Consider the following 24920-nt stretch of genomic DNA (forward strand, 5'->3'; position numbering starts at 1 on the left):
CTTCGGCGCCTTCGGGCTCTACCCCCTCCTCTACACCGGCTGGATCGCCCTGCACCGGGTGGAGATGACCAGCCTGAGCCAGTCCGAATGGGTCGGCTTCGACAACTTCACCAAGATCCTTCAGGACTCCGAGTTCTGGACGGCCGTCGCCAACACCTTCGTCATCGGCGTCATCTCCACCGTTCCGCAGCTGCTCGTGGCGCTCGGCCTGGCCCACCTGCTCAACTACAAGCTGCGCGCCAGCACGTTCTGGCGGACGGTCATCCTCACCCCGTACGCCACCTCGGTGGCCACCGCGGCCCTGGTCTTCGCCCTGGTCTTCCGGGCCGACGGCGGCATCCTCAACTGGGTGCTGCACTTCTTCGGCGCCCCCAGCGACACCGACTGGGGCAACGGGGACTGGACGTCGAAGATCGCCATCTCGGTCATCGTGATCTGGCGGTGGACCGGCTACAACGCCCTGATCTATCTCGCGGCCATGCAGGCGGTGCCCAGCGACCTGTACGAGGCGGCCTCGATCGACGGCGCCACGCGCTGGCAGCAGTTCCGCAAGGTGACCATTCCCTCGCTGCGTCCGACGATCCTGTTCACCATCGTCATCTCGACGATCGGCTCCATGCAGCTGTTCGGTGAGCCGCTGCTGCTCCAGGGCGGCACCCTCGGCTCCGTCGGCGGCAGCGACCACCAGTACGAGACGCTCAGCATCTACCTCTACAACTACGGCTGGAAGCTCGGGCATCTGGGCCCGGCCGCGGCCGTGGCCTGGGCGATGCTCGTCCTGCTGCTGCTGATCGCCCTGATCAACTGGATCGTCGGCCGGTTCGTGCGCAAGAGCGCGGCCTGACGGGAGCGATATCCATGACCACGACCAGTCCCACCAAGACCGCCGCGCCGAACCTCCCTCCGGCCAGGCACGCCGCCCCGTCCGACAAGGGCCGCGGCCGATTCAAGATCGGCGCCGGGCAGCAGCTCAAGGGCGGCCCGTTCACCTACATCGCGCTCGTCGTCGTCGGCCTGGGCTCGATATTCCCGCTGTACTGGACGCTGGTGGCCGCATCCCACGACCAGCAGCGGGTCCTGGACAGCCCGCCGCCACTGATTCCGGGCGGCAAGCTGTTCAGCAACCTCCAGTCGGCCTGGGACCAGGCCCACCTGGGCAAGGCCATCGTCAACAGCGTCATCGTGGCCGGCTGCATCACCGCCGCCACTCTGTTCTTCTGCACCCTGGCCGGCTACGCCTTCGCCAAGATGCGCTTCCGCGGCCGTGGCGTGCTGATGACCGCGGTCATCGCCACCCTGACCATTCCGCCGCAGCTCAGCGTGGTCCCGCTGTTCATGCTGATGTCGGACATCGGGTGGGGCGGACACCTGGAGTCGGTGATCTTCCCGACCCTGGTCGGTGCCTTCGGTGTCTTCTTCATGCGCCAGTACCTGCTGGAGGCCCTGCCCTACGAGTTGGTCGAGGCGGCCAAGGTGGACGGGGCGAGCAACATCCGCATCGTCTGGAACGTGGTGCTGCCCGCGGCCCGGCCCGCGATGATGGTGCTCGGCATGCTCACCTTCGTGCAGGCCTGGAACGACTTCTTCTGGCCCTTCCTCGCGCTGAACCAGGAGAATCCCACCCTCCAGGTCGCGCTCGGCCAGCTCAGCGCCTCCTACACCCCCGACCAGAGCATCGTCATGGCCGGTGCGCTGATCAGCACGCTGCCGCTGCTGGTGGTCTTCATCGTCTTCGGCAAGCAGATCGTCGGAGGGATCATGGCGGGCGCCGTCAAGGGCTGATGCCGCCCGGGGCCGGCCGAGGCCGGACGCGTGTACGGCCTGTCGTGTGCCGTCCGCCGCGTACGGCCTGCCGCGCGTACGCCCCCCGTACGGCCCGTCCGGTACGACCCGCATCTCCGGCCCGCCCCGCACGCGGGCCGTACCGGACCGGGCGTCCACACGCCCCTGCCCCACTCGCCCCCTCGACCCGTGATCGCCACCCTGCCCCCCACCTGCCGTCGTGCACCCACTCCACCGCCCCCCCACTCGTCCCACCGCACTCGCCCACCCCCGGCACCCACCCGCACGCGCCGACCGGCCGTCCCGCACCGCCGGACCACCGTCCGTCCCCTTCTCACGCCATTTTGGGAGCGTTCTCACCATGACCGCCGTACGACCCGAGACCAGTGCCCAGCGGGCATCGGACACCTCCTTCCCGCCGGGCTTCGTCTGGGGTGCCGCCACCGCCGCCTACCAGGTGGAGGGTGCCGCCGCCGAGGACGGCCGCACCCCCTCCATCTGGGACACCTTCAGCCACACTCCGGGCAAGGTCCGCAACGGTGACACCGGTGACATCGCCGCCGACCACTATCACCGCTACCGCGACGACGTCGCGCTGATGAAGGACCTCGGCCTCAAGGCGTACCGCTTCTCCATCTCCTGGTCCCGGGTCCAGCCCACCGGCCGCGGGCCCGCCGTCGAGCGCGGCCTGGACTTCTACCGCAGGCTCACCGACGAGCTGCTCGAGGCGGGCATCACGCCGGTCGCCACCCTGTACCACTGGGACCTGCCCCAGGAGCTGGAGGACGCCGGCGGCTGGCCGCACCGCGACACCGCGCACCGCTTCGCCGAGTACGCCGACATCATGGCCCGCGCCCTCGGTGACCGGGTCGGGGTGTGGACCACCCTGAACGAACCGTGGTGCAGCGCCTTCCTCGGCTACGGCTCCGGTGTGCACGCGCCCGGCCGCACCGACCCGGCCGCCACCCTGCGCGCCGCGCACCACCTCAACCTCGCCCACGGCCAGGCGGTCGGCGCGCTGCGCTCCGTCCTGCCGTCCACCGCGCAGACCTCCCTCACCCTCAACCTGCACCAGGTGCGTCCGCTGACCGACAGCGCGGCGGACGCCGAGGCCGCGCGCCGCATCGACGCGGTCGGCAACCGGATCTTCACCGGCCCCGTCCTGGACGGCGCCTACCCCGAGGACCTGCTCGCCGACACCGCGCACCTCGTCGACTGGGACCAGCTGGTGTACGACGGCGACCTGGCGGAGATCTCCCGGCCCATCGACGTGCTCGGCGTCAACTACTACTCGCCGACCGTGGTCTCCCTCGCCACCGAGGGAACCGGCACCACCAAGAACGACGGCCACGGCGCGAGCGACCACTCTCCGTGGACCGGCTGCGACGACATCGCCTTCCACCTCGCCAACGACGACGTGACCGCGATGAACTGGGCCATCGACGCCGACGGGCTGCACACCCTGCTGACCGGCCTCGCGGCCTCGCACCCGCAGCTGGCGCTGATGGTCACCGAGAACGGCGCCGCCTTCGACGACTACGTCTCCCCCGAGGGCCGGGTCAACGACCCGCAGCGGATCGCCTATCTGCACGCCCACCTCGAGGCCGTGCGCCGCGCCGTCGCCGACGGGGCGGACGTGCGCGGGTACTTCCTGTGGTCCCTGCTGGACAACTTCGAGTGGTCCTACGGCTACTCGAAGCGCTTCGGCGCCGTCTACGTCGACTACGCCACCCAGCGCCGTATCCCCAAGGCGAGCGCCCACTGGTACGCCGGGGTGATCCGCAACAACGCCCTGCCGGCCGCGGGGTGAGCGGAGCTCAGGGCTGACCCGGCCGTCGGGTTCGCGGGGCGCGGCAGCCATCCGGGGCCGCGCCCCGTCGCGATCCCGCGCGGCCCGGTCGTGGTCCCGCGCGGCCCGAGGGGGGTGGGGGCCGCGGTGGCGAGGGGGAGGGACGATGGGGGCGGGAGCGGAACAGGCCCCTGCTGTTACATTCCTGGCCTGACGGCTGCGAACGGAAGGCGGCGACTATGGCGGTCAACGGTGGGCGGGGCCGGGGCGTCCGGCGGCCGACCCTGGAGGAGGTCGCTGCCCGGGCCGGCGTGGGCCGCGGCACCGTGTCCCGGGTGATCAACGGCTCGCCCCGGGTCAGCGACGCGACCCGGGCCGCGGTGGAGGCCGCGGTCGCGGAGCTCGGTTACGTCCCCAACACCGCCGCGCGGGCCCTGGCGGCCAACCGCACGGACGCGATCGCGCTGGTCGTGCCGGAGCCGGAGACCCGGTTCTTCGCGGAGCCGTACTTCTCCGACATGCTGCGCGGCGTCGGCGCCGAACTGACCGACACCGACATGCAGCTGGTGCTGATCTTCGCGGGCGGTGACCGCGAGCGGCGCCGGCTGGCCCAGTACCTGGCCGCGCACCGCGTGGACGGGGTGCTGCTGGTGTCGGTGCACGCGGACGACCCGCTGCCCGACCTGGTGTCCCAGTTGGAGATCCCGGCGGTGATCAGCGGCCCGCGCTCGGCGGCGGAGACGCTGACCTCGGTGGACTCCGACAACTACGGCGGCGCGCGCTCGGCCGTGGAGCACCTGCTGGAGCGAGGCCGGCGCCGGATCGCCCACATCACCGGCCGCATGGACGTCTACGGCGCCCAGCGGCGCGTCGACGGCTACCGCGACGCCCTGCGGGAGGCGGGCGTCACGGTGGACGAACTCCTCATCGAGCCGGGCGACTTCACCGAGGAGGGCGGCCGTCGCGCGATGACCCGCCTGCTGGAGCGCGCCCCGGACGTGGACGCGGTCTTCGCCGCCTCGGACGTGACGGCGGCCGGCGCCCGCCAGGTGCTGCGCGAGCAGGGCCGCCGCATACCTGACGACGTGGCCCTGGTCGGCTACGACGACTCGGCCATCGCGCGCCACATGGACCCGCCGCTGACCAGCGTCCGCCAGCCCATCGAGGAGATGGGCCGGGCGATGATCGACCTGCTCCTGACGGAGATCGCCGACCGCCGCCCCCCGGCCCCCGGTGGCCCGGAACGCCGCCACGCGGTGCTCCCCACGGAACTGGTGATCCGCACTTCGTCGTGAGGCCCCGGCGGACGGCCGGGGCTCCGCCCACCGTCCGGGCCGGGGCTCCCCGGAAAACCAATCAGCCGGTGACCTCGACGTATGTCGGAAGGTCACCGGCTGACTGCTCAGGGTGAGTGACGGGACTCGAACCCGCGACATCCTGGACCACAACCAGGTGCTCTACCAGCTGAGCTACACCCACCATGACCGGTAGCGGTTGACTTTCGTCGTTCCCCGACCGGCCGAGAAAAAGTGTACAGGGTCCGAAGGGGTGCTCGCGCACGGGTTTCGCGGCGCCCCTTCGCTGCACCCGGTCAGCCCTGTGTCATCCGTGCTGAGCAGGCATGACGTACTTCGCGGCGATCGTCTTGGCGGTTTCGGAGTCGGGGCCGGGCTGCGGCACGAAGACGGCCTCGCGGTAGTAGCGCAACTCCGCGATGGACTCGCGGATGTCGGCGAGGGCGCGGTGGTTGCCGTTCTTCTCCGGGCTGTTGAAGTAGGCCTTCGGGTACCAGCGGCGGGCCAGCTCCTTGATCGAGGAGACGTCGACGATCCGGTAGTGCAGATAGCCCTCCAGCGTCGGCATGTCGCGCAGCAGGAAGCCGCGGTCGGTGCCCACGGAGTTCCCGCACAGCGGCGCCTTGCCGGGCTCCTTCACGTACTCGCGGACGTAGGCCAGGACCTGCTCCTCGGCGTCCTTGAGCGTCGTGCCCCCGGCCAGCTCGGCCAGCAGCCCGGACGCGGTGTGCATCTGACGCACCACGTCCGGCATCGTCTCCAGCGCCGCGTCCGGCGGGCGGATGACGATGTCGATTCCCTCGCCGAGCACGTTCAGCTCGGAGTCGGTGACGAGGGCGGCCACCTCGATGAGCGCGTCGTCGGACAGCGAGAGGCCGGTCATCTCGCAGTCGATCCACACCATGCGATCGTTCATGTGTCTCACCTTACGGCGCTCCGCCGCGGGCCGAGCCGACCGTGCGGGGACGGAGACGGGGCGGGCAGGCGCGCCGGCGCCTGTCCACCCCGTTCTCCCCGGCCGGCCGTCAGGCGTCGCTCAGGCGCCGCCGCGCTGTCCCGGCAGGCTCGCCGACAGCGCCGCCGGAGCACGGCGGGCGGCCTGGTGCGGCAGCGAACCCTCGGTGTGCAGGGACGACGGCGCGGGGCCCGAGGGCTGCGGGACGCCGACCGGGCCGGCCGCGGCCGCCGCGGCGCCCACGCCCGTGGGGCCGGTCACGTTCGCCGGTCCCGTTCCCTGCCCTGGCACCTGTCCCGCCGGACCCGTCTCGCCGTCCCCGGGCCGCTCGCCCTGCGGTCTGCGCGCCCGGTACGCCGCCCGGTACGCGGCCGGGGACGACCCGAGCTGCCGGCGGAAGTGTCCGCGCAGCGCGACGGGGGAGCGGAAGCCGCAGCGGCCCGCCACCTCGTCCACCGAGTAGTCCGACGTCTCCAGCAGGCGCTGCGCCTGGAGCACCCGCTGCGTGATCAGCCACTGCAGCGGCGCGCTTCCGGTGAGCGAGCGGAAGCGGCGGTCGAACGTACGACGGCTCATGTACGCCCGCGCCGCCAGCGTCTCCACGTCGAACTGCTCGTGGAGGTGCTCCAGCGCCCAGGCGACGACCTCGGCGAGCGGGTCGGCGCCGATCTCCTCCGGTAAAGACCTGTCCAGGTAGCGCTCCTGACCGCCGCTGCGGCGCGGCGGGACCACCAGGCGGCGGGCCAGCGCGCCGGCCGCCTCGTTGCCGTGGTCCGTGCGCACGATGTGCAGGCACAGATCGATCCCGGCCGCTGTGCCCGCCGACGTCAGCACGTCGCCGTCGTCGACGAACAGCTCTCTTGGATCGACGTGCACCGACGGATAGCGCTTGGCCAGCGTCGGCGCGTACATCCAGTGGGTCGTCGCCGGGCGGCCGTCCAGCAGGCCTGCCGCCGCCAGGACGAACGCCCCGGTGCACAGGCCCACGATGCGGGCGCCCTCCTCGTGCGCCCGGCGCAGCGCGTCGAGCGCCTCCTCCGGTGGCGGAGAGGTGATCGACCGCCAGGCCGGCACGACGACCGTGCCCGCCCGCGAGATCGCCTCCAGGCCATGCGGCGCGGTGAGTTCCAGGCCCCCTGTGGTCCGCAGCGGGCCGTCCTCGCCGGCCGCCACCAGCAGGCGGTAGCGCGGCACTCCGGCGTCCTGGCGGTCGATCCCGAACACCGAAAGCGGTATGGAACTCTCGAAGATGGGGCCGCCGCTGAACAGCAGCACCGCGACGATCTCCTTGCGGCGTCGCCCGGAAAGCTTCCGGGCCGCGGTTTCCGGCGCGGCAGTGGAGTCGTGGCTCATACTGCTAAGCCCCCCTCGGTGGTCGCGGCTCCTCGGTTGTGTCGCTCCTGCACGTTTCCCCTCGGTCCTGCACGAGTCCCCCGCCGTAAGTACCGTCAAGATCGAATCTACTGTGTCCCGCCGTGCCACGGTGGCCAGTTCAGCACCCGGCACATTGTCGACATGGCAACTTGGCGTGAAGCATTCGATCACGAAGCGTTGCACTCGTGGGGCGTGCAGGGAAGTGCGCCTCGTCGCAGTGGCCAATCCCCGTAGGGTGCGCAGGGTCGCCGAGACCCTTTCGGTGCAGGTCGAACGGGGGTTGGGGGGTACCTCGGGCGGGTGATGCACGAGTCCGAGAAGTTGGCTGAAAAGATACGGGCGCGTGCGCGGAAACCGGTCAGGCGACCGGAGTCGTTCCCCCGGGGTGACGGCCGCCCCGGTGCGCCCCCGTGCCCGTCCGCTGGTGCCGTCCGCGGTGCGGGACGCGCTCCTCCGCGCGCAGCCGGGCCGCCCCGCGCTCCGACTGTCTCAACAGCACGCGACAGACCCCGGTCACGGCCGCCAGCCCCAGCGCGGTCCCGGTGGCCCCGGCCGGCGAGGTGCCGTACCAGACCAACACCACCGGCACGAGGACGCAACTGAAGACGCCCCACCGAACCACATCACCCACGCTGTCCCCCACCCGCCCGCAGGAGATGTCGCGGGCACGGCCGCCTCCCTGGGCGCCTCCGGCGCGGCCTCCTGCGGTCCCCGCGGCGCGGCCGGCCGCGGCCTCCCCGAGGCCGCCGTGACCCGCCCCGCGGGCGCCCTCGGCCGCGACCGGCGCGGGGCGTGGCGACCGGGGTCGGCCGGGGGCGGGGTGAGGTGCGGACACGGTGGGCTCCCTGCGGTGCTCCCTGCGGCGGTGGATCATCGGGTTCAACGCGTGTTCGACGGGTCGGTCACTGTGCGGCACCGTCCGGTGCCCCGGCGGGCCTCCGGAGTGGGGGGTGACCGGGCGGTCGCGGGGAGTGAATCGCGGGCAAACCGCCTGTACGGGGCAGCAACCATTGCGTTACGGGCGCCTGTCGTGCATGCTCCGGGGAACCGCCACGGAGAGTGCGCGGGATCTGGGCTAAGGAGGAGTGCCGCCGTACCCTTGGGGGTATGGGGACGGGAAGACGATTCCCGGACACAGCATTCGCCGCAGACTGTCGTCCCCGACAAAGGATCACATCGCCGAGACAGCCATGGCCGGTCACGAATTCTTCGAACCCGCGGACCGCAAGCGGCCGGTCGCCGACCCCGCGTCGGTCGATCCCCTGGCGGAGCAGGAGTCACGCCATCCCTGCGATCCGGCGTTCAAGCACGGCGTCGTCGTCGGTTTCGACGGATCGAACTCCAGTGAACGCGCCCTCGCCTACGCGATCGGGATGGCCCATCGCACCCGGTCCGGGCTGATCATCGTGCATGTGGCCAACCGGCTGCCCACCACGGTGTGGGCGGGCTGCGAGCCCCCGGTCTTCGTGGACGTCCCCGACCACCGCACCGAGGTCCTCGGTCTCGAGCTCGCGTGCGCGGAGTACCTCGCCGAGGTGCCCTGGATCCTGGTCGAGCGCGGCGGCGACATCTGCCACGAACTCGAGGAGGTCGGCAAGGAGTACGAGGCGGACGCGATCGTCGTCGGCTCCTCGCACGGCATCGTGGGACGCCTCTTCGGCTCGGTCGCCGGCCGGCTCGCCAAGCGGGCCCAGCGGCCCGTCGTTGTCATCCCGTAACGGTCCCAAATCCCTTTCGTGACCTGGCACATCAGTGTGACGACCGCCCAAGCTACTCGCGCGTAGAAGGTGTTTGTGCCCTTGTGAAGGGCATATATCGGTCACCGCACAACTGCACACAGGAATGAAGGGAGCCCGCCGTGGCCAACGACGTCTCTGCGGGAAGCACCACCACCACGATCGCCGGCCGACTCGCGCTGTTCGTCACCCTGTTGGCCTTCGGCCTCGGGTACACGAGGGTCATCCACTCCGTGACGGCGGACGACGCCGTGACCATCGCTCACTATGTCGGCGGCGTAGCCCTGTTCCTCGTCGGGCTGCTGGCCTTCCGCGACCACGACAGTGCCTCCGGCACGGCCTACACCGCCGTCGGAGCCCTGTGGTTCACCTGGGCACTGTCCTCCGGCAACCAGATCTCGGCCAACGGCTCGGGCCTGTTCCTGGCCCTGTTCGCCGCCGTGGTCCTCTCGCTCACCCTCGCGGGCGGCGACCAGCTCACCCAGGCCACCTACGGGCTGTTCTTCGTCTCCCTGCTCCTGCTCGCCGTGGCGCGCTTCGCCGACAACTCCAGCCTGGCGAAGGCGGGCGGCTGGTTCGCCGTGGCGGCCGGGGCGGTCGCCTGGTACGCGGCGACCGCGGCCCTCGCGCACTGGCCGACGGCCCTTTCGCGACGCGCTGCCGGCCGAGGTGTGACGGCCACCGGCTGAGCAGCCGTCGGGCCGGGGTTCTGGGCGGGCCCCGGCCCCTGAAGAGAACGACCCCCTGTGCAGGTGGCACACAGGGGGTCGTTCACGTCCGGCCGGGGACAGCCGCGAGGGCGGTGTCTACTCCACCGTCACCGACTTCGCCAGGTTCCGCGGCTTGTCGATGTCCCGGCCCAGCGCCAACGCCGTGTGGTAGGCGAGGAGTTGCAGCGGGATGCCCATGAGGATCGGGTCCAGCTCGTCCTCGTTCTTGGGCACGACGATCGTCTGGTCGGCCTTCTCCTGCTCCTGGTGGGCGACGGCGAGGATCTTGCCGCTGCGGGCCTTGATCTCCTCCATGGCCGCGCGGTTCTTCTCCAGCAGGTCGTCGTCCGGCACGATCGCCACCGTCGGCAGCGCGGGCTCGATCAGCGCCAGCGGGCCGTGCTTGAGCTCGGAGGCCGGGTAGGCCTCGGCGTGGATGTAGGAGACCTCCTTGAGCTTCAGGGAGGCCTCGCGGGCCACCGGGTAGCCCCGGACGCGGCCGATGAAGAGCATCGAGCGGGCGTCGGCGTAGCTCTTCGCCAGCTGCTCGATCTCCTCCTCCTGCTTCATGATCTCGGAGATCTGCGCGGGCAGCTTGCGCAGCCCCTCGATGATGCGCTTGCCGTCGCGCACCGACAGGTCGCGGATCCGGCCGAGGTGCAGTGCGAGGAGCGCGAAGGCCACGGTCGTGTTGGTGAAGCACTTGGTGGAGACCACGCACACCTCGGGACCGGCGTGCACGTAGATGCCGCCGTCCGCCTCGCGGGCGATCGCCGAACCCACCACGTTGACGACGCCGAGGACCCGCGCGCCCTTGCGCTTGAGCTCCTGAACGGCCGCCAGCACGTCGTAGGTCTCACCGGACTGGGAGACCGCGATGTACAGCGTGTCGGGGTCCACGACCGCGTTGCGGTACCGGAACTCGGAGGCCGGCTCGGCGTCGGCGGGGATCCGGGCCAGCTCCTCGATCATCTGGGCGCCGATCATGCCGGCGTGGTAGGAGGTGCCGCAGCCGAGGATCTTCACCCGGCGCACCGCGCGCGCCTCACGGGCGTCGAGGTTGATGCCGCCCAGGTGCACGGTGGCGAACCGGTCGTCGATCCGGCCGCGCAGCACCCGGTCCACGGCCTCGGCCTGCTCGTGGATCTCCTTGTGCATGTAGGTGTCGTGGCCGCCCATGTCGTAGGAGGCCGCCTCCCACTCCACGGTGGTCGGCTCGGCGGTGGTCCGGGTGCCCTCGGTGGTGTACGTGCGGAAGTCGTCGGCCTTGAGGGTGGCCATCTCGCCGTCGTCGAGGGTGACTATCTGCCGGGTGTGGGTGACCAGCGCGGCGATGTCGGAGGCGACGAACATCTCCTTCTCGCCGATGCCGAGCACGACCGGGGAGCCGTTGCGGGCCACCACGATGCGGTCGGAGAAGTCGGCGTGCATGACCGCGATGCCGTACGTGCCCTCGACCAGGCGGAGGGCGGCGCGGACCTTCTCCTCCAGCGTCTCGGCCTCGGAGCGGGCGATGAGGTGGACGAGGACCTCGGTGTCGGTCTCGGAGAGGAACTCCACGCCGTCCGCCTCCAGCTTGCGGCGCAGGTCGGCGGCGTTGTCGATGATGCCGTTGTGCACGACGGCGACCTTGTCGTCGCCCGACATGTGCGGGTGGGCGTTCACGTCGGACGGGGCGCCGTGGGTGGCCCAGCGGGTGTGGGCGATGCCGGTGGTGCCCTTGAAGCGCGCCGGGACCTTGGCCTCCAGGTCGCGTACCCGGCCCTTGGCCTTGACCATCTTCAGGCCGGCCGCCTTCGGCGAGGTGACGACGATGCCCGCCGAGTCGTAGCCGCGGTACTCCAGGCGCTGCAGGCCCTCCAGGAGCAGCGGGGCGACGTCACGCTTGCCGATGTATCCGACGATTCCGCACATATAAGTCCCTTTTGTCCCCGAGTTGATGTCGCTGTCGTCTCCGGCGGCGGTGGTCAGCCGTAGACGATCCGCCGCAACTGCCGCAGCGAGAGCTCCGGCGGTGCCACCGCGCGGTACTTCAGTTCCGCCCCGATCCGTTCGAAGATCTCCGCGTTCACCAGGCCCTGGGCCTGCATCTCGCGGTGGCGGCGACGGACGAACTCCTCGGTCGTCTCGTCGAAGTAGGCGAGCACGTCCTGGACCACCCGCAGCGCCTCGCCCCGGTTCAGGGGCGTGGACCGCGTCAGATGATCAACGAGTTCGTCGTGCACCCGGTAGATCCTGGAGTACGGGAGATACTTTCGCAAGAATCTTGCCCGATTTCGGGCAGGCGCCTGTTCAGGTGCTGGTGAAGCGCTGTTCGCGCCCTGTCCATCCGGCGGCCCGCGTCCTGTCGCGCTGGTGAAGCATTTTCAGACGCCATGGACATTCCACGCATGGGCGTACCCGAGAAGCTGGCCGAGCGCATGAGCATGGCCGAACAGCACGAGTACCTGCGCTCCAGATTCTCGCGGCGCACGATGATCAGGGGCGGTGCGGTCACCCTCGGCGCCGTCGCCGGTGGCGCGTTCGTACCGGGCGCCACCGCCCAGGCCGCCACCCCGACGCCGGCCACCGCCCCGGCCACCGAGACCGTCGACGGCTCCCTCGTCGCCCCCTTCGGCCGCCACCTCGCCTACGGCAACGACCCGCGCACGGAGATGACGATCTCCTGGCAGGTCCCGGTCGCCGTGAAGAAGCCGTTCATCCGCGTCGGCGCCCACCCCTGGGACCTCTCCCGCAAGATCGAGGCGGAGGTCCGCACCCTCTACACCCCCGCCGGTGTCGGCGCGAGCGGCGACCACACGCAGTACTACCTGCACGCCAAGCTCACCCACCTGCGCCCCGGCAGGACGTACTACTACGGCGTCGGCCACCAGGGCTTCGACCCGGCCGAGCCGCACCTGCTGGGCACCCTGGGCACCTTCACCACCGCCCCCGACCACAAGCAGCCGTTCACCTTCACGGCCTTCGGCGACCAGGGCGTGAGCTACCACGCCCTGGCCAACGACAGCCTGATCCTCGGCCAGAACCCGGCCTTCCACCTGCACGCCGGCGACATCGCCTACGGCGACCCGGCCGGCCAGGGCAAGACCTCCGACACCGTCTTCGACTCGCGCACCTGGGACCAGTTCCTCGCCCAGACCGAGTCGGTCGCCAAGTCCGTCCCGTGGATGGTCAGCTACGGCAACCACGACATGGAGGCCTGGTACTCGCCCAACGGCTACGGCGGCGAGGAGGCCCGCTTCACGCTCCCCGACAACGGGCCGGACAAGAAGAACCTGCCCGGCGTCTACTCCTTCGTCTACGGCAACACGGCGATCATCTCGCTCGACCCCAACGACATCTCCTTCGAGATCCCGGCCAACCTCGGCATCTCCGGCGGCACCCAGACCAAGTGGTTCGAGGCCCAGCTGAAGAAGTTCCGGGCCGCGCGGGACATCGACTTCGTCATCGTGTTCTTCCACCACTGCGCGTACTGCACGTCCACGGCGCACGCCTCGGAGGGGGGTGTGCGGCAGGAGTGGGTGCCGCTGTTCGAGAAGTACGACGTCGACCTCGTCATCAACGGCCACAACCACCAGTACGAGCGCACCGACGTCATCAAGGGCAACGCCGTCACCAAGAAGCTCCCGATCGGCGGCACGGCATACCCCGAGACCGAGGGTGTGGTGTACGTCACGGCGGGCGCCGCGGGCCGCAGCCTGTACGCGTTCAGCGCGCCCGACTCCTACGAGGGACACGAGCACGAGGTCGACTCCGTCGCCTCCTTCGTCAACCTCAAGGACGGCAAGCAGAACGAGACGGTCGCCTGGTCCCGGGTGCGCTACCTCAACTACTCCTTCCTGCGCGTGGACGTCACGCCCGCACCGAAGGGCCGTTACGCCACCCTGAAGGTCCAGGGCATCGCCGAGACCGGTGACAGGATCGACCACTTCACGGTGGCCCGCCGCGCGAAGTGACGCAACCGCTGCCTGGGGCGGTCCTCACGCGCGGCCTCACATGCGCTTGAGGACCGCCTGCTTGGCCAGGGTGAACTCCTCGTCGGTGAGCACCCCCGTGCGGTGCAGCTCACCGAGCTCGCGCAGCCGCCGCAGCAGCGCGTCGTGGTCGTCCTCGGCCGCCGCGCGCTGCTGCGGGACCCCGGCCTCCGGGGCCCGTACCACCGCCGTGTCCGGTACGGCCCCGGGGCCCGCCGCCCGTATCTCCCCGGGCTTTCCGCCGGACGAGGCGGGATGCGGCAGCCGCACCTGCACCGCCGCCGCGACCAGCGCCATCAGTGGGTCCTTCTTGAAGCCCCACAGCTCCACCGCGTGCGGGTCGTACTTCGGCGGGGTCCCGGTCGGCGCGCCGCGCACCGTGAAGCGCAGCCAGCCGTTCTCCAGCCCGGCCGCGGGCACCCACTCCACAGCCGTGATGTCCGCCAGTGCGAGGGAGCGGGCGCCCCCGGCGGCCTTGGCGTCCTCCGTCTTCCAGTTCCACTCCAGCCGCACCTGCTCGCCGTCGAAGCTCGCCGTGCCGTCCCCGGCGGCCACCGACACCGGCAGCGATGGGCCGGACAGCAGATACCGCGTCACCGGATCGGGTGAAACCCGCTCCAGCAGCAGGGCGCTGCGCACCTCGTCCACGAAGTACTCGGCGACGCCGTACCGGTCGGACTCCACCAGCAGTTGGTAGGGGTCGTGGGGCTCGGTCAGCCGGCCGCCGGTGGCGAGCAGCAGCGGGTCGGCCCCGTCCCGCAGCCGCAGCCTGAGCCGTCCCGTCTTCTTCCCCTGCTCGAAGGAGACGCCCGCCAAGGCTTCCAGCGGGACGGTGAGTTCCCCCAGCGTACGGCGGAGCAGACCGACGTTCCGGTCCCGTCCGGGAGTCAGCCGGAGGGCTTCGCCGTCGAACGTCCAGGTGCCGTCCTTCTGGATGATTTCCGCCATGGGGGGATTGTTTCACCGCTGATGCGAGAGAGTGGTCTACACCCATCGGGTGCTCGCCGAGCCCTCGAACCCGTGTGAAGGGAGCGCATGTGAGACGGCACCACAGCACGACTCCCCGCAAGCCACGTACGACCACCCGGGTGACCCGCGTCCTCGGTTCGCTGCTGCTCGTGGCGGCGGCCGGGGCCTTCACGGTCGCCGCCACGCCCGCCAAGGGCGGGCCGCCGGCCGCGACCCCGCTCAGCCAGGTGATCCCCGCGCCCGCCTCCGTCCACGCGGGCGGAGCCGCGTACCGCATCACGTCCGCGACCCGTATCCGCGTCGACGGCGGCGCCGAGGCCCGCCGGGTCGGCACGTACCTCGCGGACGTCCTGCGGCCCTCGACCGGCTACCGGCTGCCGCTGACCACGCACGGCCCGGCTGGTATCCGGCTGCGCCTGGCGGGGGGCGCGTTCGGCGCCGAGGGCTACCGCCTCGACAGCGGGCCCAAAGGCGTGACCATCACCGCCCGTGAACCGGCCGGTCTCTTCCACGGCGTGCAGACCCTGCGCCAGCTGCTGCCCGCCGCCGTCGAGAAGAAGTCCGCGCAGCCCGGCCCCTGGCTGGTCGCGGGCGGCACAGTCCAGGACAGCCCCCGCTACGCCTACCGCGGCGCCATGCTCGACGTCTCCCGCCACTTCTTCACCGTCGACCAGGTGAAGCGGTACATCGACGAGCTCGCCCTCTACAAGATCAACAAGCTGCATCTGCACCTCAGCGACGACCAGGGCTGGCGCATCGCCATAGACTCCTGGCCGCGCCTGGCGACCTACGGCGGCTCCACCCAGGTCGGCGGCGGCCAGGGCGGCTACTACACCAAGGCCGACTACAAGGAGATCGTCCGCTACGCCGCCTCCCGCTACCTGGAGGTCGTGCCCGAGATCGACATGCCCGGCCACACCAACGCCGCCCTCGCCTCCTACGCCGACCTGAACTGCGACGGCGTGGCGCCCCCGCTCTACACCGGTACCAAGGTCGGCTTCAGCTCGCTGTGCGTGCCCAAGGAGGCCACCTACGACTTCGTGGACGACGTGATCCGTGAGCTGGCCGCCATCACCCCGGGCCGCTACCTGCACATCGGCGGCGACGAGGCGCACTCCACCAGCCACGAGGACTACGTGAAGTTCATGGACCGGGTGCAGCCCATCGTCGCCAAGTACGGCAAGACGGTCGTCGGCTGGCACCAGCTGACCGGCGCCACCCCGGCCAAGGGCGCCCTCGCCCAGTACTGGGGCCTGGACTCCACCAGCGCCGCCGAGAAGGCACAGGTCGCCCAGGCCGCGCAGAACGGCACCGGACTGATCCTGTCCCCGGCCGACCGGGTCTACCTCGACATGAAGTACACCAAGGACACCCCGCTGGGGCTGGCCTGGGCCGGCTACGTCGAGGTCCAGCGGTCCTACGACTGGGACCCGGGCAGCTATCTGCCGGGCGCGCCCGCCTCCGCGGTCAAGGGCGTCGAGGCCCCGCTGTGGTCGGAGACCCTGTCCACCTCCCCCCAGATCGAGTACATGGCCTTCCCCCGGCTGCCCGGCGCCGCCGAGCTGGGCTGGTCCCCGGCGGCCACCCACGACTGGGACACCTACAAGGTGCGGCTCGCCGCGCAGGCCCCGCGCTGGGACGCCCTGGGCATCGGCTACTACCGCTCGCCCCAGGTGCCCTGGCCCGCCGAGTAGGCCGGACGCACACCGACGGGCGCCCCGGAGGACCGTACTCCGGGGCGCCCGCCCGTCCTCCGGCCCTGGGGGGTGTCTCGCCGATCATGCCGGGCTCGCGGCGCCTGGCACCGCACCTCGCGGCGTTGTCGGCGGTCGCCGATGCTCCGCATCGGCTCCCTCCTCCGCCTTGCGATGTTCCCCCACTGCCTGAACGGCGTGGGAGGTGCCCCCACCACCAGCCACCGCTCCCTGATCCGGCCTGATCGACGAGACACCCCCTACCGGCCTGCCAGCGGGTTGCGCAGGGTGCCCACCAGCTGGAGCGCGCCCGATGGATCGGCCAGGTCCACCATCTGCCGGTTGTCGCGCAGCTGGAGCCGGTTGAGGCAGGACAGCGCGAACTCGGGGGCGAACAGGTCGTACCGGCGGAATCTGCCGGCGAGTTCGGGCACCGACTCCTGGTACTCGCGCACGACCTCGGCGACCGTCCGCCAGAAGGCGTCCTCCTCCAGGATCCCTTCGGCGGCGAGGTGCGCGGCGAGGAAGCGGAAGAAGCAGTCGAAGACGTCCGTGAAGACGGACAGGAGCTTGTGGTCCTCCGGGACCCGCACCCGGATCCGGCTCACCTCCGGCGGCAGCACCGCGTCCGGGTCCATCACCGCGATCTCCTCGGCGATGTCCTTGAAGACCGCCCGCCGCACCACCCCGTCCCGCAGGACCAGGACGACGTTCTCGCCGTGCGGCATGAAGACCAGGTCGTGGGCGTAGAAGCTGTGCAGGATGGGGGTGAGGTAGGCGCGCAGGTAGTGGCGCAGCCACTGCGTGGGCGGCAGGGCGGAGCGTTCGATCAGCGCGCCGGCGAAGGAGGCGCCCTCGTGGTCCACGTGGAGGAGCGAGGCCATGGTCGCCAGGGTCTCGCCGTCATGGAGGGTGGGCACGGGGCTCTCCCGCCACAGGGCGGCCAGCATCTTGCGGTACGGCGAGGAGCGGTCGGTGGCCTGCTCGTACTCCCGGTGCCGGTAGCCGACGGCCGCCCGCTCACGGATGACCGACAGACCGGTCGCCTTCAGCACCGGGTCGTTCTCGATCAGCCCGGCCAGCCAGTCGTTGATCGCCGGGGTGGCCTCCATGTAGGCGGCCGACAGCCCACGCATGAAACCCATGTTGAGCACGGACAGGGCCGTCTTCACGTAGTGCTTCTCCGGGCGGGAGGCGTTGAAGAACGTCCGCACGGACTGCTGGGCCAGGTACTCGTCGTCGCCCTCGCCCAGGCAGACCAGACGGCGGCGGGCCACCTCGGCGGCGAAGGTGACGGAGAGCTTGTTCCACCACTGCCAGGGGTGGACGGGGATGAGCAGATAGTCGGCGGGGTCCAGGCCCTGACCGGTGAGCACGCCGTGGAACCGGCGGATGGTCTCCTCGCCCAGCTCCGCCCGCAGGAAGGACTCGTACTCGATTCCGGCACCCGACGTGAACGCCGCCCGAGAGCGGTGCGCGGCCAGCCACACCAGCCGGACGGGACTCGCGGTCTCGGGGGCGTACGACAGGTACTCGTGGACCCCGAAGCCCAGCCGGCCGTTGTTGGCCACGAAGCACGGGTGGCCCTCGGTCATGCCGGTCTCGATGTCCTGGAAGGAGCCCCGCGCCAGCTCGGCCGAGGAGATCCGCGGCTTGGCGAGCTTGTAGCAGGTGCCGGCGAGGGTGGAGGAGATCTCCTCCAGATAGACCGGCAGGATCTCGTCGCTCAGGCCCAGGGACTCCTTGAATTCGACGAGGAAGTCCAGCGTCGAAAGGGGGAGTTCGACGCCCTCGCAATGCCGGGTGATGGAGTCGGCGTCGACCTGCCAGTGGTCCAGGGCGCGCCGGACGGCGGAGAACCGGTAGGCGGTGAGTCCGTCGTCGCCGCGGACGACGTACCGCTCACCCTCCTGCTCGGGCGTGATCAGCCGCTCGTGCGCGAACTCGGCGAGCGCCTTGCGTATAAGCAGGCGTTCGGCGGCCGCCCAGCGCTCGGGCGAGAGGTGGGCGACGGCGTCGGCGAGGCTCATACGGCCACCCCCGTCGCCGCGGTGAACCGCTCGCGCGTGCAGAAGCTCAGCAGCGCCTTCTTCTCCGGCTTCTGTATCTCCCGCTCGGGTACGAATCCGACGGCCTCGTTCAGGGCGTGCACGGCCGTGTTGCGTACGTCCGGCTCGACCACGACCCTGCGCACCGCCGGGTCCTCGAACAGGTGCCGCATCACCGCGGTGATCACTGCTCGCGTGAATCCGTGCACGGGCGTGTCGGTGGGCGCGACCAGGAAGTGCATGCCGACGTCGCCCGGCTCCGGCTCGTACAGGCCGACCAGTTCCCGGTGGGCCGGGTCGTAGCGCTCCATCAGGAAGGCGGGCTCGCCCTCGTGCAGGCCGAGGAAGGCGTGGTGGTGCTCGTCCGCCGCGATGTCCAGGTACGCGCGCTCGACGTCCGCCGGCCCGGCGTCCTGCATCATCCAGAACGTCGCCTTGGGGTGCGTGACCCAGCCGTGCAGCAGCCGGGCGTCCGTCAGGGGGTCCAGCGGGCGGATCGTGAAGGTCATGCGGCGAACTCCTGGAAGGCGATGGTCTTCTCGACCGGGTAGTACTCGGTGCCGAGCAGCTCACGGATGATGTACGAGTTGCGGTAGGCGCCCATGCCCAGGTCGGGGCTGGTGATGCTGTGGGCGTGGACGCCGGCGTTCTGGAGGAAGACGCCCCGGCCCGTCACGTCGATGGAGTAGTTGCGGGCGATGTCGAAGCGGCCGTGGCCGTCGAAGCGGAGGCGGTCCAGGACCGGGGCGAGGAACGCCGGGGGCTCGTAGTGGTAGCCGGTGGCCAGCACCAGGCCCTCGGTGCGGATCTCGAAGTCCTTGTGCTGCTCGTCCTGGTGGAAGCCGAGGGTGTACACACCGTCCGCGTACGCGGCCGTCGTCAGGGAGGAGTTGGTGAGCAATCGGGTGGGGACCGGGCGGTCGCCGCTCTCGACGTTCTTCTGGTAGAGCAGATCGAAGATGGAGTCGATCAGATCCGAGTTGATGCCCTTGAACAGGCCCTTCTGCTGCTTCTCCAGCCGGTGGCGGGTCTCCTCGGGCAGCGCGTGGAAGTAGTCGATGTAGTCCGGGGAGGTCATCTCCAGGGTCAGCTTGGTGTACTCCAGCGGGAAGAACCGCGGGGAGCGGGTGACCCAGTCCAGCCGGTAGCCGTGCACGTCGATCTCGGAGAGCAGTTCGTGGTAGATCTCCGCGGCGCTCTGTCCGCTGCCGACGATCGTGATGGACTTCTTCCGCTTCAGCTCCGCCCTGCGGTGCATGTACTGGGAGGTGTGCAGGAGGTCGCCGCCCAGGTCCCGGCAGGCGGGCGGGACGAAGGGGACGGTGCCGGTGCCGAGGACCAGGTGCCGGGCGCGGTACGTCTCGCCGCGCCGGGTGCGCACCACGTACAGCTCGTCCTCGTACGTCACCTCGGTGACCGTGGTGCCGAAGCGGACGCTGCTCAGCTTGCCCGCCGCCCAGCGGCAGTAGTCGTCGTACTCGATCCGCAGCGGGTAGAAGTTCTCGCGGATGTAGAACGAGTACAGCCGGCCCTTCTCCTTGAGGTAGTTGAGGAAGGAGTACGGCGAGGTCGGGTCGGCCAGGGTGACCAGGTCCGACATGAACGGGGTCTGGAGGTGGGCGCCGTCGAGGAACATTCCCGCGTGCCACTCGAAGTCGGGCTTGGACTCCAGGAAGACCCCGCTGAGGTCGGCGATCGGCTCGGTGAGGCAGGCGAGGCCCAGGTTGAAGGGGCCGAGTCCGATCCCCACGAGGTCGTAGGTGCCGTTCGGGGCTTCAGGACGCGCGGTCAAGGGACTCTCCCAGGTACTGCTCGGCGTGGCCGGCGATCAGGTCGAGCACGGCGGCGAGATCGGCCGGCCGGGTCTCGGGGTTGAGCAGGGTGAACTTCAGGTAGTGGCGGCCGCCGACCTTGGTGCCCGCCACCACGGCGTCGCCGGAGGCGAACAGGGCCTTGCGGGCGTAGAGGTTGGCGCGGTCGATCTCGGCCGGGTCGGTGACGGCCGCCGGGATGTAGCGGAAGACGAGGGTGGACAGGGCGGGCTCCACGACGACGTCGAAGCGGGGGTCGGCGGCCAGCAGCCGCCAGCCCTCCCGCGCAAGGTCGCAGACCTGGTCGAAGAGTTCGCCGATGCCGTCGGCGCCCATCACCCGCAGCGTCATCCACAGTTTCAGGGCGTCGAAGCGGCGGGTCGTCTGGAGGGACTTGTCGACCTGGTTGGGGATGCGTTCCTGCACCATGCGGCGGGGGTTGAGGTACTCGGCGTGGTAGGTGGCGTGCCGCAGGGTGGCCGCGTCCCGGACCAGCACGGCGGAGGAACTGACGGGCTGGAAGAAGGACTTGTGGTAGTCGACGGTGACCGAGTCGGCGCGCTCGATGCCGTCGAGGCGGCCCCGGTGCTGCCGCGAGGCGAGCAGCCCGCAGCCGTAGGCGGCGTCGACGTGCAGCCAGGTGGCGTACTGCGCGCACAGCTCGGCGATCTCGGGCAGCGGGTCGATGGAGCCGAAGTCGGTGGTGCCTGCGGTGGCGACGACGGCCATCGGGACCAGGCCGTCCTGGCGGCAGCGCTCCAGCTCGTGGGCGAGGGCGACGGTCCGCATGCGCTTGTCGTGGTCGACGGGGATCGCGACCACGGCTTCCTGGCTCAGGCCGAGGAGTTTCGCGGACTTCCTGACGCTGAAGTGGCTGACCTCGGAGGCGAAGATCCGCAGTTCGGCCAGGTCGTGGGTCTTGGTCTCCTCGCGGGCCAGCAGCAGTGCCTGGAGGTTGGACTGGGTGCCGCCGGAGGTGAAGACGCCGTCGGCGGCGGGCCCGAGCCCGATGCGGGCGGCCGTCCAGTCGATGAGCTTGCGCTCGATCAGGGTGCCGCCGGCCGACTGGTCCCAGGTGTCCAGGGAGGAGTTGACGGCGGACAGGATGGCCTCGCCCAGAACCGCCGGGATCACCACCGGGCAGTTGAGGTGGGCGACGTAGCGGGGGTGGTGGAAGTAGACCGCGTCGCGCAGATAGACCTCCTCCAGTTCGTCGAGGACCGCCGTGGTGTCGTGCAGCGGCCGGTCCAGGTCGATCTGCTCGATGCGGGGAGCGAGGGCGTCGACGGTGACGCCGGTGAACGGACGTTCGGTGGCGGCGAGTTTGGCGGCCACCCGCTCGACTCCTTCGGTCACGGAGCGGCGATAGTGCTCCGCGGTGAGGTCATTGAGCAGGTGTGAGCGCATGTGGAGGTCCTCCGCAGTGGATGCATCTTAGGTTAGCCTAACCTAACTTTTCGGAATCGAGACATGCCTCTTCCGTGACCGGAGCCACTCCAGGGGCAGTTACTCGGCGGCCCGCAACTGTTCCTCCGTCATTCCCTGCCGCCAGTACCCGACGAAGGCGATACGCCGCCGGTCGATCCCCCGCTCACCGACGAAGTGCCGGCGCGCCGCCTTCACCCGCCCGGACTCACCCGCGAGCCACACGTACGGCCGCTCGGCGGCGGGCAGTCGAGCGGCCCGCAGGGCGTCGACGGTCATGGGGGACCCGTCGTGCCGTACGAGCCAGGTGATGTCCGCGTCCGCGGGCGTCGACACGTCCTGGATGTCACCGGCGTGCGGCACCTCCAGCCAGGCGCGCACCCGGGTGCCGGCCGGGAGGGATTCGAGGATCGCGGTGGCGGCCGGTACGGCGGTCTCGTCGCCCCACAGGAGCACCAGGTCGGTGTCCTCGGGCGGGCGGAAGCGGATGGCGCGGTTGTCGGCGACGGCCGGGCCGAGCAGCAGCACCCGGTCGCCGGGCACGGCGTGCGCCGCCCATCGGGAGGCGGGTCCGGCGGGGGAGCCGGCCCCGGGCTCGACGCCGTGCAGGGCGAAGTCGATGTCGATCTCGTCGGGGTCGCGGCGCAGCGCGCGCAGCGTGTAGGACCGCATGACCGCCCGCACGTCGTCCGGCAGTTCGCGCCAGGCCTGCCACCAGCCTTCGCCGAGTTCGACCGGTACGACGGGCTCGGGCCGGCCCGGGTGGGGCAGGAACAGCGACAGGGACTGGTCCCTGCCGTGGGAGTGGAAGGCCCTGAGGTCGGGTCCGGCGAAGGTGACCCGGAGCAGAGACGGACCGAGCCGCCTCGCCCTTACGACCTGCAGGGAGAAGAAACGGAACGGGGCGGCCACGGCCGTGGTCATATGTGCTCCTGAGTCGTCGTCAGGGTGCGTTGTCGGGGCGTCCTGCGGAAAGGCGGCGCCGGTCGCGCGGGGGTCAGGAGACCTTCTTCGCGTTCTCGATGGCCTTCGCGAGGTCCTCGAGGAGCGGGGCGCACTTGTCGTAGGACAGGATCGGCTCGGGGTTGCGGGCGATGACCTGGCCGGCCTTGACGGCGGCGAGCTTCTTCCAGGTGCCCTGGGTGATGCCGGCGGGCTGGATGGCCGAGGTGCGGTTGTCCATCATGATGATGTCGGCAGGGTACTTGTCGACGTTCTCCCAGCTCAGCGACTCGTACCAGCCGCCGCCCTTGGCCTTGGCCTGCTCGGGCGGCTCGACGAAGTTCACGCCGAGGGCCTTGAAGTACTCCAGGTCGATGGAGAGGTTGGTGCCCGAGACGTAGAACAGGTCCTGGCTGGCCGAGCCGGCCATCACCTTGATGTCCGGCTTGGCCTTGGCGGCGGCGCGCAGCCGGGCGGCCGCCTCCTCGAAGCGCTTCTTGGCCTGCTGGACCTTGTCGCCGGTGACGTCCCCGCCGAGCGACTTGGCGAGCGCCAGCATGCGCTCCAGCGGCTCGGTCATCTGGCGGTCGTAGACGGAGATGCCGACAGTCGGGGCCCCGACGGCCAGGATCTTCTTCTTGGACTCCTCCGGGACGTACCAGAGGGTGCCGGCGTTGTCGAACATCGTGGAGATGAGGACGTCGGGCGCGAGAGCCGCGTACTTCTCGATGTTGAACTGGCCCCACTCGTTGCCGAGGACCGTCACCTTGCTGACGTCCATGTCGCCGGCCTGCACATCGGCCTTGCCGTCCTTGGTCGTCGTGGGGCCGAAGACGCCCTTGGCCTGGACGCCGTAGTCGTACAGGGCGGCGGCGACCCCGACGAACGCCACGATGTTCGACGGAACCCTGTCGGCCTTCGCGGTCTGCCCGCGGTCGTCCTTGAAGGTCCACGGGCCGGACTTGGCGGCCGCCGTCCCGCTGTCCGAGCCGCCGCTTTTCCCGTCGTCGGTTCCGCAGGCCGCGAGCGCGGCCCCGAGGCCGAGGGCGCCGCCCGCGGCGAGGACGCCGCGGCGGGAGAGGTGGGTGGCACGGGCAATGGGCATGGGTGTGACTGCTTTCGAACGGGGCGGAGCGCCCGCCGGACAGGTTCGAAGGTAGGTTAGCCTAACCTCAGTTCCTGTCCAGGGAGTGGGGCGCCGCGCCCGTCCGCCCCGGCGGTTCGCCGGCCGGGGCCTGCTGCCGGAGTGTCAGCCGGTGAGCCCCAGCTCCCGGGCGATCAGCATCCGCTGCACCTCGCTCGTGCCCTCGCCGATCTCCAGGATCTTGGAGTCGCGCCACATGCGGGCGACCGGGTACTCGTTCATGAAGCCGTAGCCGCCGTGGATCTGGGTGGCGTCACGGGCGTTGTCGACCGCGATCGTCGACGAGTACAGCTTCGCCAGGGCCGCCTCCTTCTTGAACGGCTCGCCGGCCACCAGACGGTAGGCCGCGTCCCGCCAGGCCAGCCGGGAGGTGTGGGCCTTCATCTCCATGTCGGCGATCTTGAACTGGATCGCCTGGTTGGCGCCGATCGGCCTGCCGAAGGCCTGGCGCTCCTTGGCGTACTTCACCGACTCGTCCACACAGCCCTGGGCCAGGCCCGTCGCCAGCGCCGCGATCGCGATCCGGCCCTCGTCGAGGATGCGCAGGAACTGCGCGTAGCCGCGGCCCTGTTCGCCCAGCAGGTTGGCGGCCGGCACCCGGACGTCCTGGAAGGACAGCTCACGGGTGTCCGAGGCGTTCCAGCCGACCTTCGAGTAGGCGGGCGCGACCGTGAAGCCGGGCGTCCCGGAGGGGACGATGATCGAGGAGATGAGCGGCTTCCCGTCGGGCTTGCGGCCCGTCACCGCCGTCACCGTGACCAGACCGGTGATGTCGGTGCCCGAGTTGGTGATGAAGCACTTGGTGCCGTTGATCACCCACTCGTCGGTGTCCGGGTCCAGCCGGGCCGTGGTCCGGGTGGCGCCCGCGTCCGAGCCGCCGTCGGGCTCGGTGAGGCCGAAGGCGCCCAGGATCTCGCCCGTGCACAGCTTGGGCAGCCAGGTGCGCTTCTGCTCCTCGGTGCCGAACAGATGGATCGGCATGGCGCCCAGGGAGACACCCGCCTCGAGGGTGATGGCCACGGACGAGTCCACCCGGGCCAGTTCCTCCAGGGCGATGCCCAGGGCGAGGTAGTCGCCGCCCATGCCGCCGTACTCCTCCGGGAACGGCAGGCCGAACAGACCCATGCGGCCCATCTCGCGGACGATCTCGTACGGGAACTCGTGCCGCTCGTAGAAGTCGCCGATCTTCGGCGCCACCACGTCGTGCGCGAACTCCTCCACCGTACGGCGGAGTTCCTCCAGCTCGGGGGTCAGGCGGTGGTTCATCGTCGG

At 70.6% G+C, this 24920-nt stretch carries 21 protein-coding genes and 1 tRNA gene; 8 read left to right on the plus strand and 14 right to left on the minus strand.

Annotated features, from left to right (window positions below):
* From IE318_RS29870 to IE318_RS29885, 4 genes are all read left to right on the plus strand, one after another.
* Nucleotides 1-844: carbohydrate ABC transporter permease (locus tag IE318_RS29870; RefSeq protein ID WP_189905343.1), on the plus strand; the 844-nt coding region annotated here is incomplete at its 5' end.
* Between the two features lie 14 nt (nt 845-858).
* On the plus strand, nt 859-1782 hold the full coding sequence (locus IE318_RS29875) for a carbohydrate ABC transporter permease (protein ID WP_189905346.1): 924 nt from the start codon (nt 859-861) through the stop codon (nt 1780-1782).
* A 361-nt stretch (nt 1783-2143) separates the two neighbouring features.
* Nucleotides 2144-3592 (plus strand): GH1 family beta-glucosidase, encoded by a 1449-nt coding sequence (locus IE318_RS29880; protein ID WP_189905348.1) that lies wholly within the window; start codon nt 2144-2146, stop codon nt 3590-3592.
* Nucleotides 3593-3810: 218 nt separating this feature from the next.
* Nucleotides 3811-4866 (plus strand): LacI family DNA-binding transcriptional regulator, encoded by a 1056-nt coding sequence (locus tag IE318_RS29885; RefSeq protein WP_189905350.1) that lies wholly within the window; start codon nt 3811-3813, stop codon nt 4864-4866.
* Nucleotides 4867-4977: 111 nt separating this feature from the next.
* Here IE318_RS29885 and IE318_RS29890 read toward each other — a convergent pair.
* The 4 genes from IE318_RS29890 to IE318_RS45320 form a co-directional block, all read right to left on the minus strand.
* Nucleotides 4978-5050, minus strand: a tRNA-His gene (locus tag IE318_RS29890).
* Nucleotides 5051-5173: 123 nt separating this feature from the next.
* Entirely contained in the window at nt 5174-5782 is a 609-nt protein-coding gene (gene orn, locus IE318_RS29895; protein WP_030170802.1) for an oligoribonuclease, read from the minus strand.
* Nucleotides 5783-5902: 120 nt separating this feature from the next.
* On the minus strand, nt 5903-7174 hold the full coding sequence (locus IE318_RS29900) for a helix-turn-helix domain-containing protein (protein WP_030170805.1): 1272 nt from the start codon (nt 7172-7174) through the stop codon (nt 5903-5905).
* 379 nt (nt 7175-7553) lie between these two features.
* Nucleotides 7554-8030 (minus strand): hypothetical protein, encoded by a 477-nt coding sequence (locus IE318_RS45320; RefSeq protein ID WP_229903827.1) that lies wholly within the window; start codon nt 8028-8030, stop codon nt 7554-7556.
* 355 nt (nt 8031-8385) lie between these two features.
* Between IE318_RS45320 and IE318_RS29910 the strand changes: the two genes are divergently transcribed.
* Together IE318_RS29910 and IE318_RS29915 are read left to right on the plus strand one after the other, a co-directional pair.
* Nucleotides 8386-8913 carry a universal stress protein gene (locus tag IE318_RS29910; RefSeq protein ID WP_030170811.1) on the plus strand — a complete coding sequence of 176 codons (528 nt, stop codon included), beginning with the start codon at nt 8386-8388 and terminating at the stop codon, nt 8911-8913.
* Between the two features lie 140 nt (nt 8914-9053).
* Nucleotides 9054-9620: a GPR1/FUN34/YaaH family transporter gene (locus IE318_RS29915; RefSeq protein WP_189905352.1), complete on the plus strand. Its 567-nt coding sequence runs from the start codon at nt 9054-9056 to the stop codon at nt 9618-9620.
* Nucleotides 9621-9737: 117 nt separating this feature from the next.
* On the opposite strand, the gene glmS is transcribed toward IE318_RS29915, so the two are convergent.
* Together glmS and IE318_RS29925 are read right to left on the minus strand one after the other, a co-directional pair.
* Nucleotides 9738-11555: a glutamine--fructose-6-phosphate transaminase (isomerizing) gene (glmS, locus tag IE318_RS29920; protein ID WP_030170816.1), complete on the minus strand. Its 1818-nt coding sequence runs from the start codon at nt 11553-11555 to the stop codon at nt 9738-9740.
* Nucleotides 11556-11608: 53 nt separating this feature from the next.
* Nucleotides 11609-11866: a hypothetical protein gene (locus IE318_RS29925; RefSeq protein ID WP_030170818.1), complete on the minus strand. Its 258-nt coding sequence runs from the start codon at nt 11864-11866 to the stop codon at nt 11609-11611.
* Between the two features lie 165 nt (nt 11867-12031).
* Between IE318_RS29925 and IE318_RS29930 the strand changes: the two genes are divergently transcribed.
* On the plus strand, nt 12032-13597 hold the full coding sequence (locus IE318_RS29930) for a purple acid phosphatase family protein (RefSeq protein ID WP_189905354.1): 1566 nt from the start codon (nt 12032-12034) through the stop codon (nt 13595-13597).
* Between the two features lie 36 nt (nt 13598-13633).
* Here IE318_RS29930 and IE318_RS29935 read toward each other — a convergent pair whose 3' ends face one another.
* Nucleotides 13634-14563, minus strand: coding sequence for a DUF4429 domain-containing protein (locus tag IE318_RS29935; protein ID WP_189905356.1), 930 nt, complete (start codon nt 14561-14563; stop codon nt 13634-13636).
* Between the two features lie 89 nt (nt 14564-14652).
* Between IE318_RS29935 and IE318_RS29940 the strand changes: the two genes are divergently transcribed.
* Complete coding sequence (locus tag IE318_RS29940) at nt 14653-16278, plus strand: beta-N-acetylhexosaminidase (RefSeq protein ID WP_030170827.1); 1626 nt, start codon at nt 14653-14655, stop codon at nt 16276-16278.
* A gap of 260 nt (nt 16279-16538) precedes the next feature.
* On the opposite strand, the gene IE318_RS29945 is transcribed toward IE318_RS29940, so the two are convergent.
* The 7 genes from IE318_RS29945 to IE318_RS29975 form a co-directional block, all read right to left on the minus strand.
* Entirely contained in the window at nt 16539-18308 is a 1770-nt protein-coding gene (locus IE318_RS29945) for an IucA/IucC family protein (RefSeq protein WP_189905358.1), read from the minus strand.
* Nucleotides 18305-18835 carry a GNAT family N-acetyltransferase gene (locus tag IE318_RS29950; protein WP_189905360.1) on the minus strand — a complete coding sequence of 177 codons (531 nt, stop codon included), beginning with the start codon at nt 18833-18835 and terminating at the stop codon, nt 18305-18307. The genes IE318_RS29945 and IE318_RS29950 overlap by 4 nt, the downstream gene beginning before the upstream one ends.
* Nucleotides 18832-20118 carry a lysine N(6)-hydroxylase/L-ornithine N(5)-oxygenase family protein gene (locus IE318_RS29955; protein WP_189905362.1) on the minus strand — a complete coding sequence of 429 codons (1287 nt, stop codon included), beginning with the start codon at nt 20116-20118 and terminating at the stop codon, nt 18832-18834. The genes IE318_RS29950 and IE318_RS29955 overlap by 4 nt, the downstream gene beginning before the upstream one ends.
* Nucleotides 20102-21544, minus strand: coding sequence for a lysine decarboxylase DesA (desA, locus tag IE318_RS29960; RefSeq protein WP_189905364.1), 1443 nt, complete (start codon nt 21542-21544; stop codon nt 20102-20104). Before desA ends, IE318_RS29955 begins: the two co-directional genes overlap by 17 nt.
* Before the next feature lie 99 nt (nt 21545-21643).
* Nucleotides 21644-22486: a siderophore-interacting protein gene (locus tag IE318_RS29965; RefSeq protein ID WP_189905366.1), complete on the minus strand. Its 843-nt coding sequence runs from the start codon at nt 22484-22486 to the stop codon at nt 21644-21646.
* Between the two features lie 73 nt (nt 22487-22559).
* On the minus strand, nt 22560-23609 hold the full coding sequence (locus tag IE318_RS29970; RefSeq protein WP_189905368.1) for an ABC transporter substrate-binding protein: 1050 nt from the start codon (nt 23607-23609) through the stop codon (nt 22560-22562).
* Nucleotides 23610-23753: 144 nt separating this feature from the next.
* Nucleotides 23754-24914 (minus strand): acyl-CoA dehydrogenase family protein, encoded by a 1161-nt coding sequence (locus tag IE318_RS29975; protein ID WP_189905370.1) that lies wholly within the window; start codon nt 24912-24914, stop codon nt 23754-23756.
* Nucleotides 24915-24920 lie beyond the last annotated feature (6 nt).

The organism is Streptomyces spiralis, from assembly GCF_014654675.1.
GTDB classification, from domain to species: Bacteria; Actinomycetota; Actinomycetes; order Streptomycetales; family Streptomycetaceae; genus Streptomyces; species Streptomyces spiralis.

Bases quoted from the DNA above. Each gene is read 5' to 3' on its own strand.
- IE318_RS29950 (WP_189905360.1), bottom strand. From the start codon at position 18,835: ATGACCTTCACGATCCGCCCGCTGGACCCCCTGACGGACGCCCGGCTG.
- IE318_RS29880 (WP_189905348.1), top strand. From the start codon at position 2,144: ATGACCGCCGTACGACCCGAGACCAGTGCCCAGCGGGCATCGGACACC.
- IE318_RS29965 (WP_189905366.1), bottom strand. From the start codon at position 22,486: ATGACCACGGCCGTGGCCGCCCCGTTCCGTTTCTTCTCCCTGCAGGTC.
- IE318_RS29935 (WP_189905356.1), bottom strand. From the start codon at position 14,563: ATGGCGGAAATCATCCAGAAGGACGGCACCTGGACGTTCGACGGCGAA.
- orn (WP_030170802.1), bottom strand. From the start codon at position 5,782: ATGAACGATCGCATGGTGTGGATCGACTGCGAGATGACCGGCCTCTCG.
- IE318_RS29975 (WP_189905370.1), bottom strand. From the start codon at position 24,914: ATGAACCACCGCCTGACCCCCGAGCTGGAGGAACTCCGCCGTACGGTG.
- IE318_RS29970 (WP_189905368.1), bottom strand. From the start codon at position 23,609: ATGCCCATTGCCCGTGCCACCCACCTCTCCCGCCGCGGCGTCCTCGCC.
- IE318_RS29875 (WP_189905346.1), top strand. From the start codon at position 859: ATGACCACGACCAGTCCCACCAAGACCGCCGCGCCGAACCTCCCTCCG.
- IE318_RS29930 (WP_189905354.1), top strand. From the start codon at position 12,032: ATGGGCGTACCCGAGAAGCTGGCCGAGCGCATGAGCATGGCCGAACAG.
- glmS (WP_030170816.1), bottom strand. From the start codon at position 11,555: ATGTGCGGAATCGTCGGATACATCGGCAAGCGTGACGTCGCCCCGCTG.
- IE318_RS29910 (WP_030170811.1), top strand. From the start codon at position 8,386: ATGGCCGGTCACGAATTCTTCGAACCCGCGGACCGCAAGCGGCCGGTC.
- IE318_RS29900 (WP_030170805.1), bottom strand. From the start codon at position 7,174: ATGAGCCACGACTCCACTGCCGCGCCGGAAACCGCGGCCCGGAAGCTT.
- IE318_RS29885 (WP_189905350.1), top strand. From the start codon at position 3,811: ATGGCGGTCAACGGTGGGCGGGGCCGGGGCGTCCGGCGGCCGACCCTG.
- desA (WP_189905364.1), bottom strand. From the start codon at position 21,544: ATGCGCTCACACCTGCTCAATGACCTCACCGCGGAGCACTATCGCCGC.
- IE318_RS29945 (WP_189905358.1), bottom strand. From the start codon at position 18,308: ATGAGCCTCGCCGACGCCGTCGCCCACCTCTCGCCCGAGCGCTGGGCG.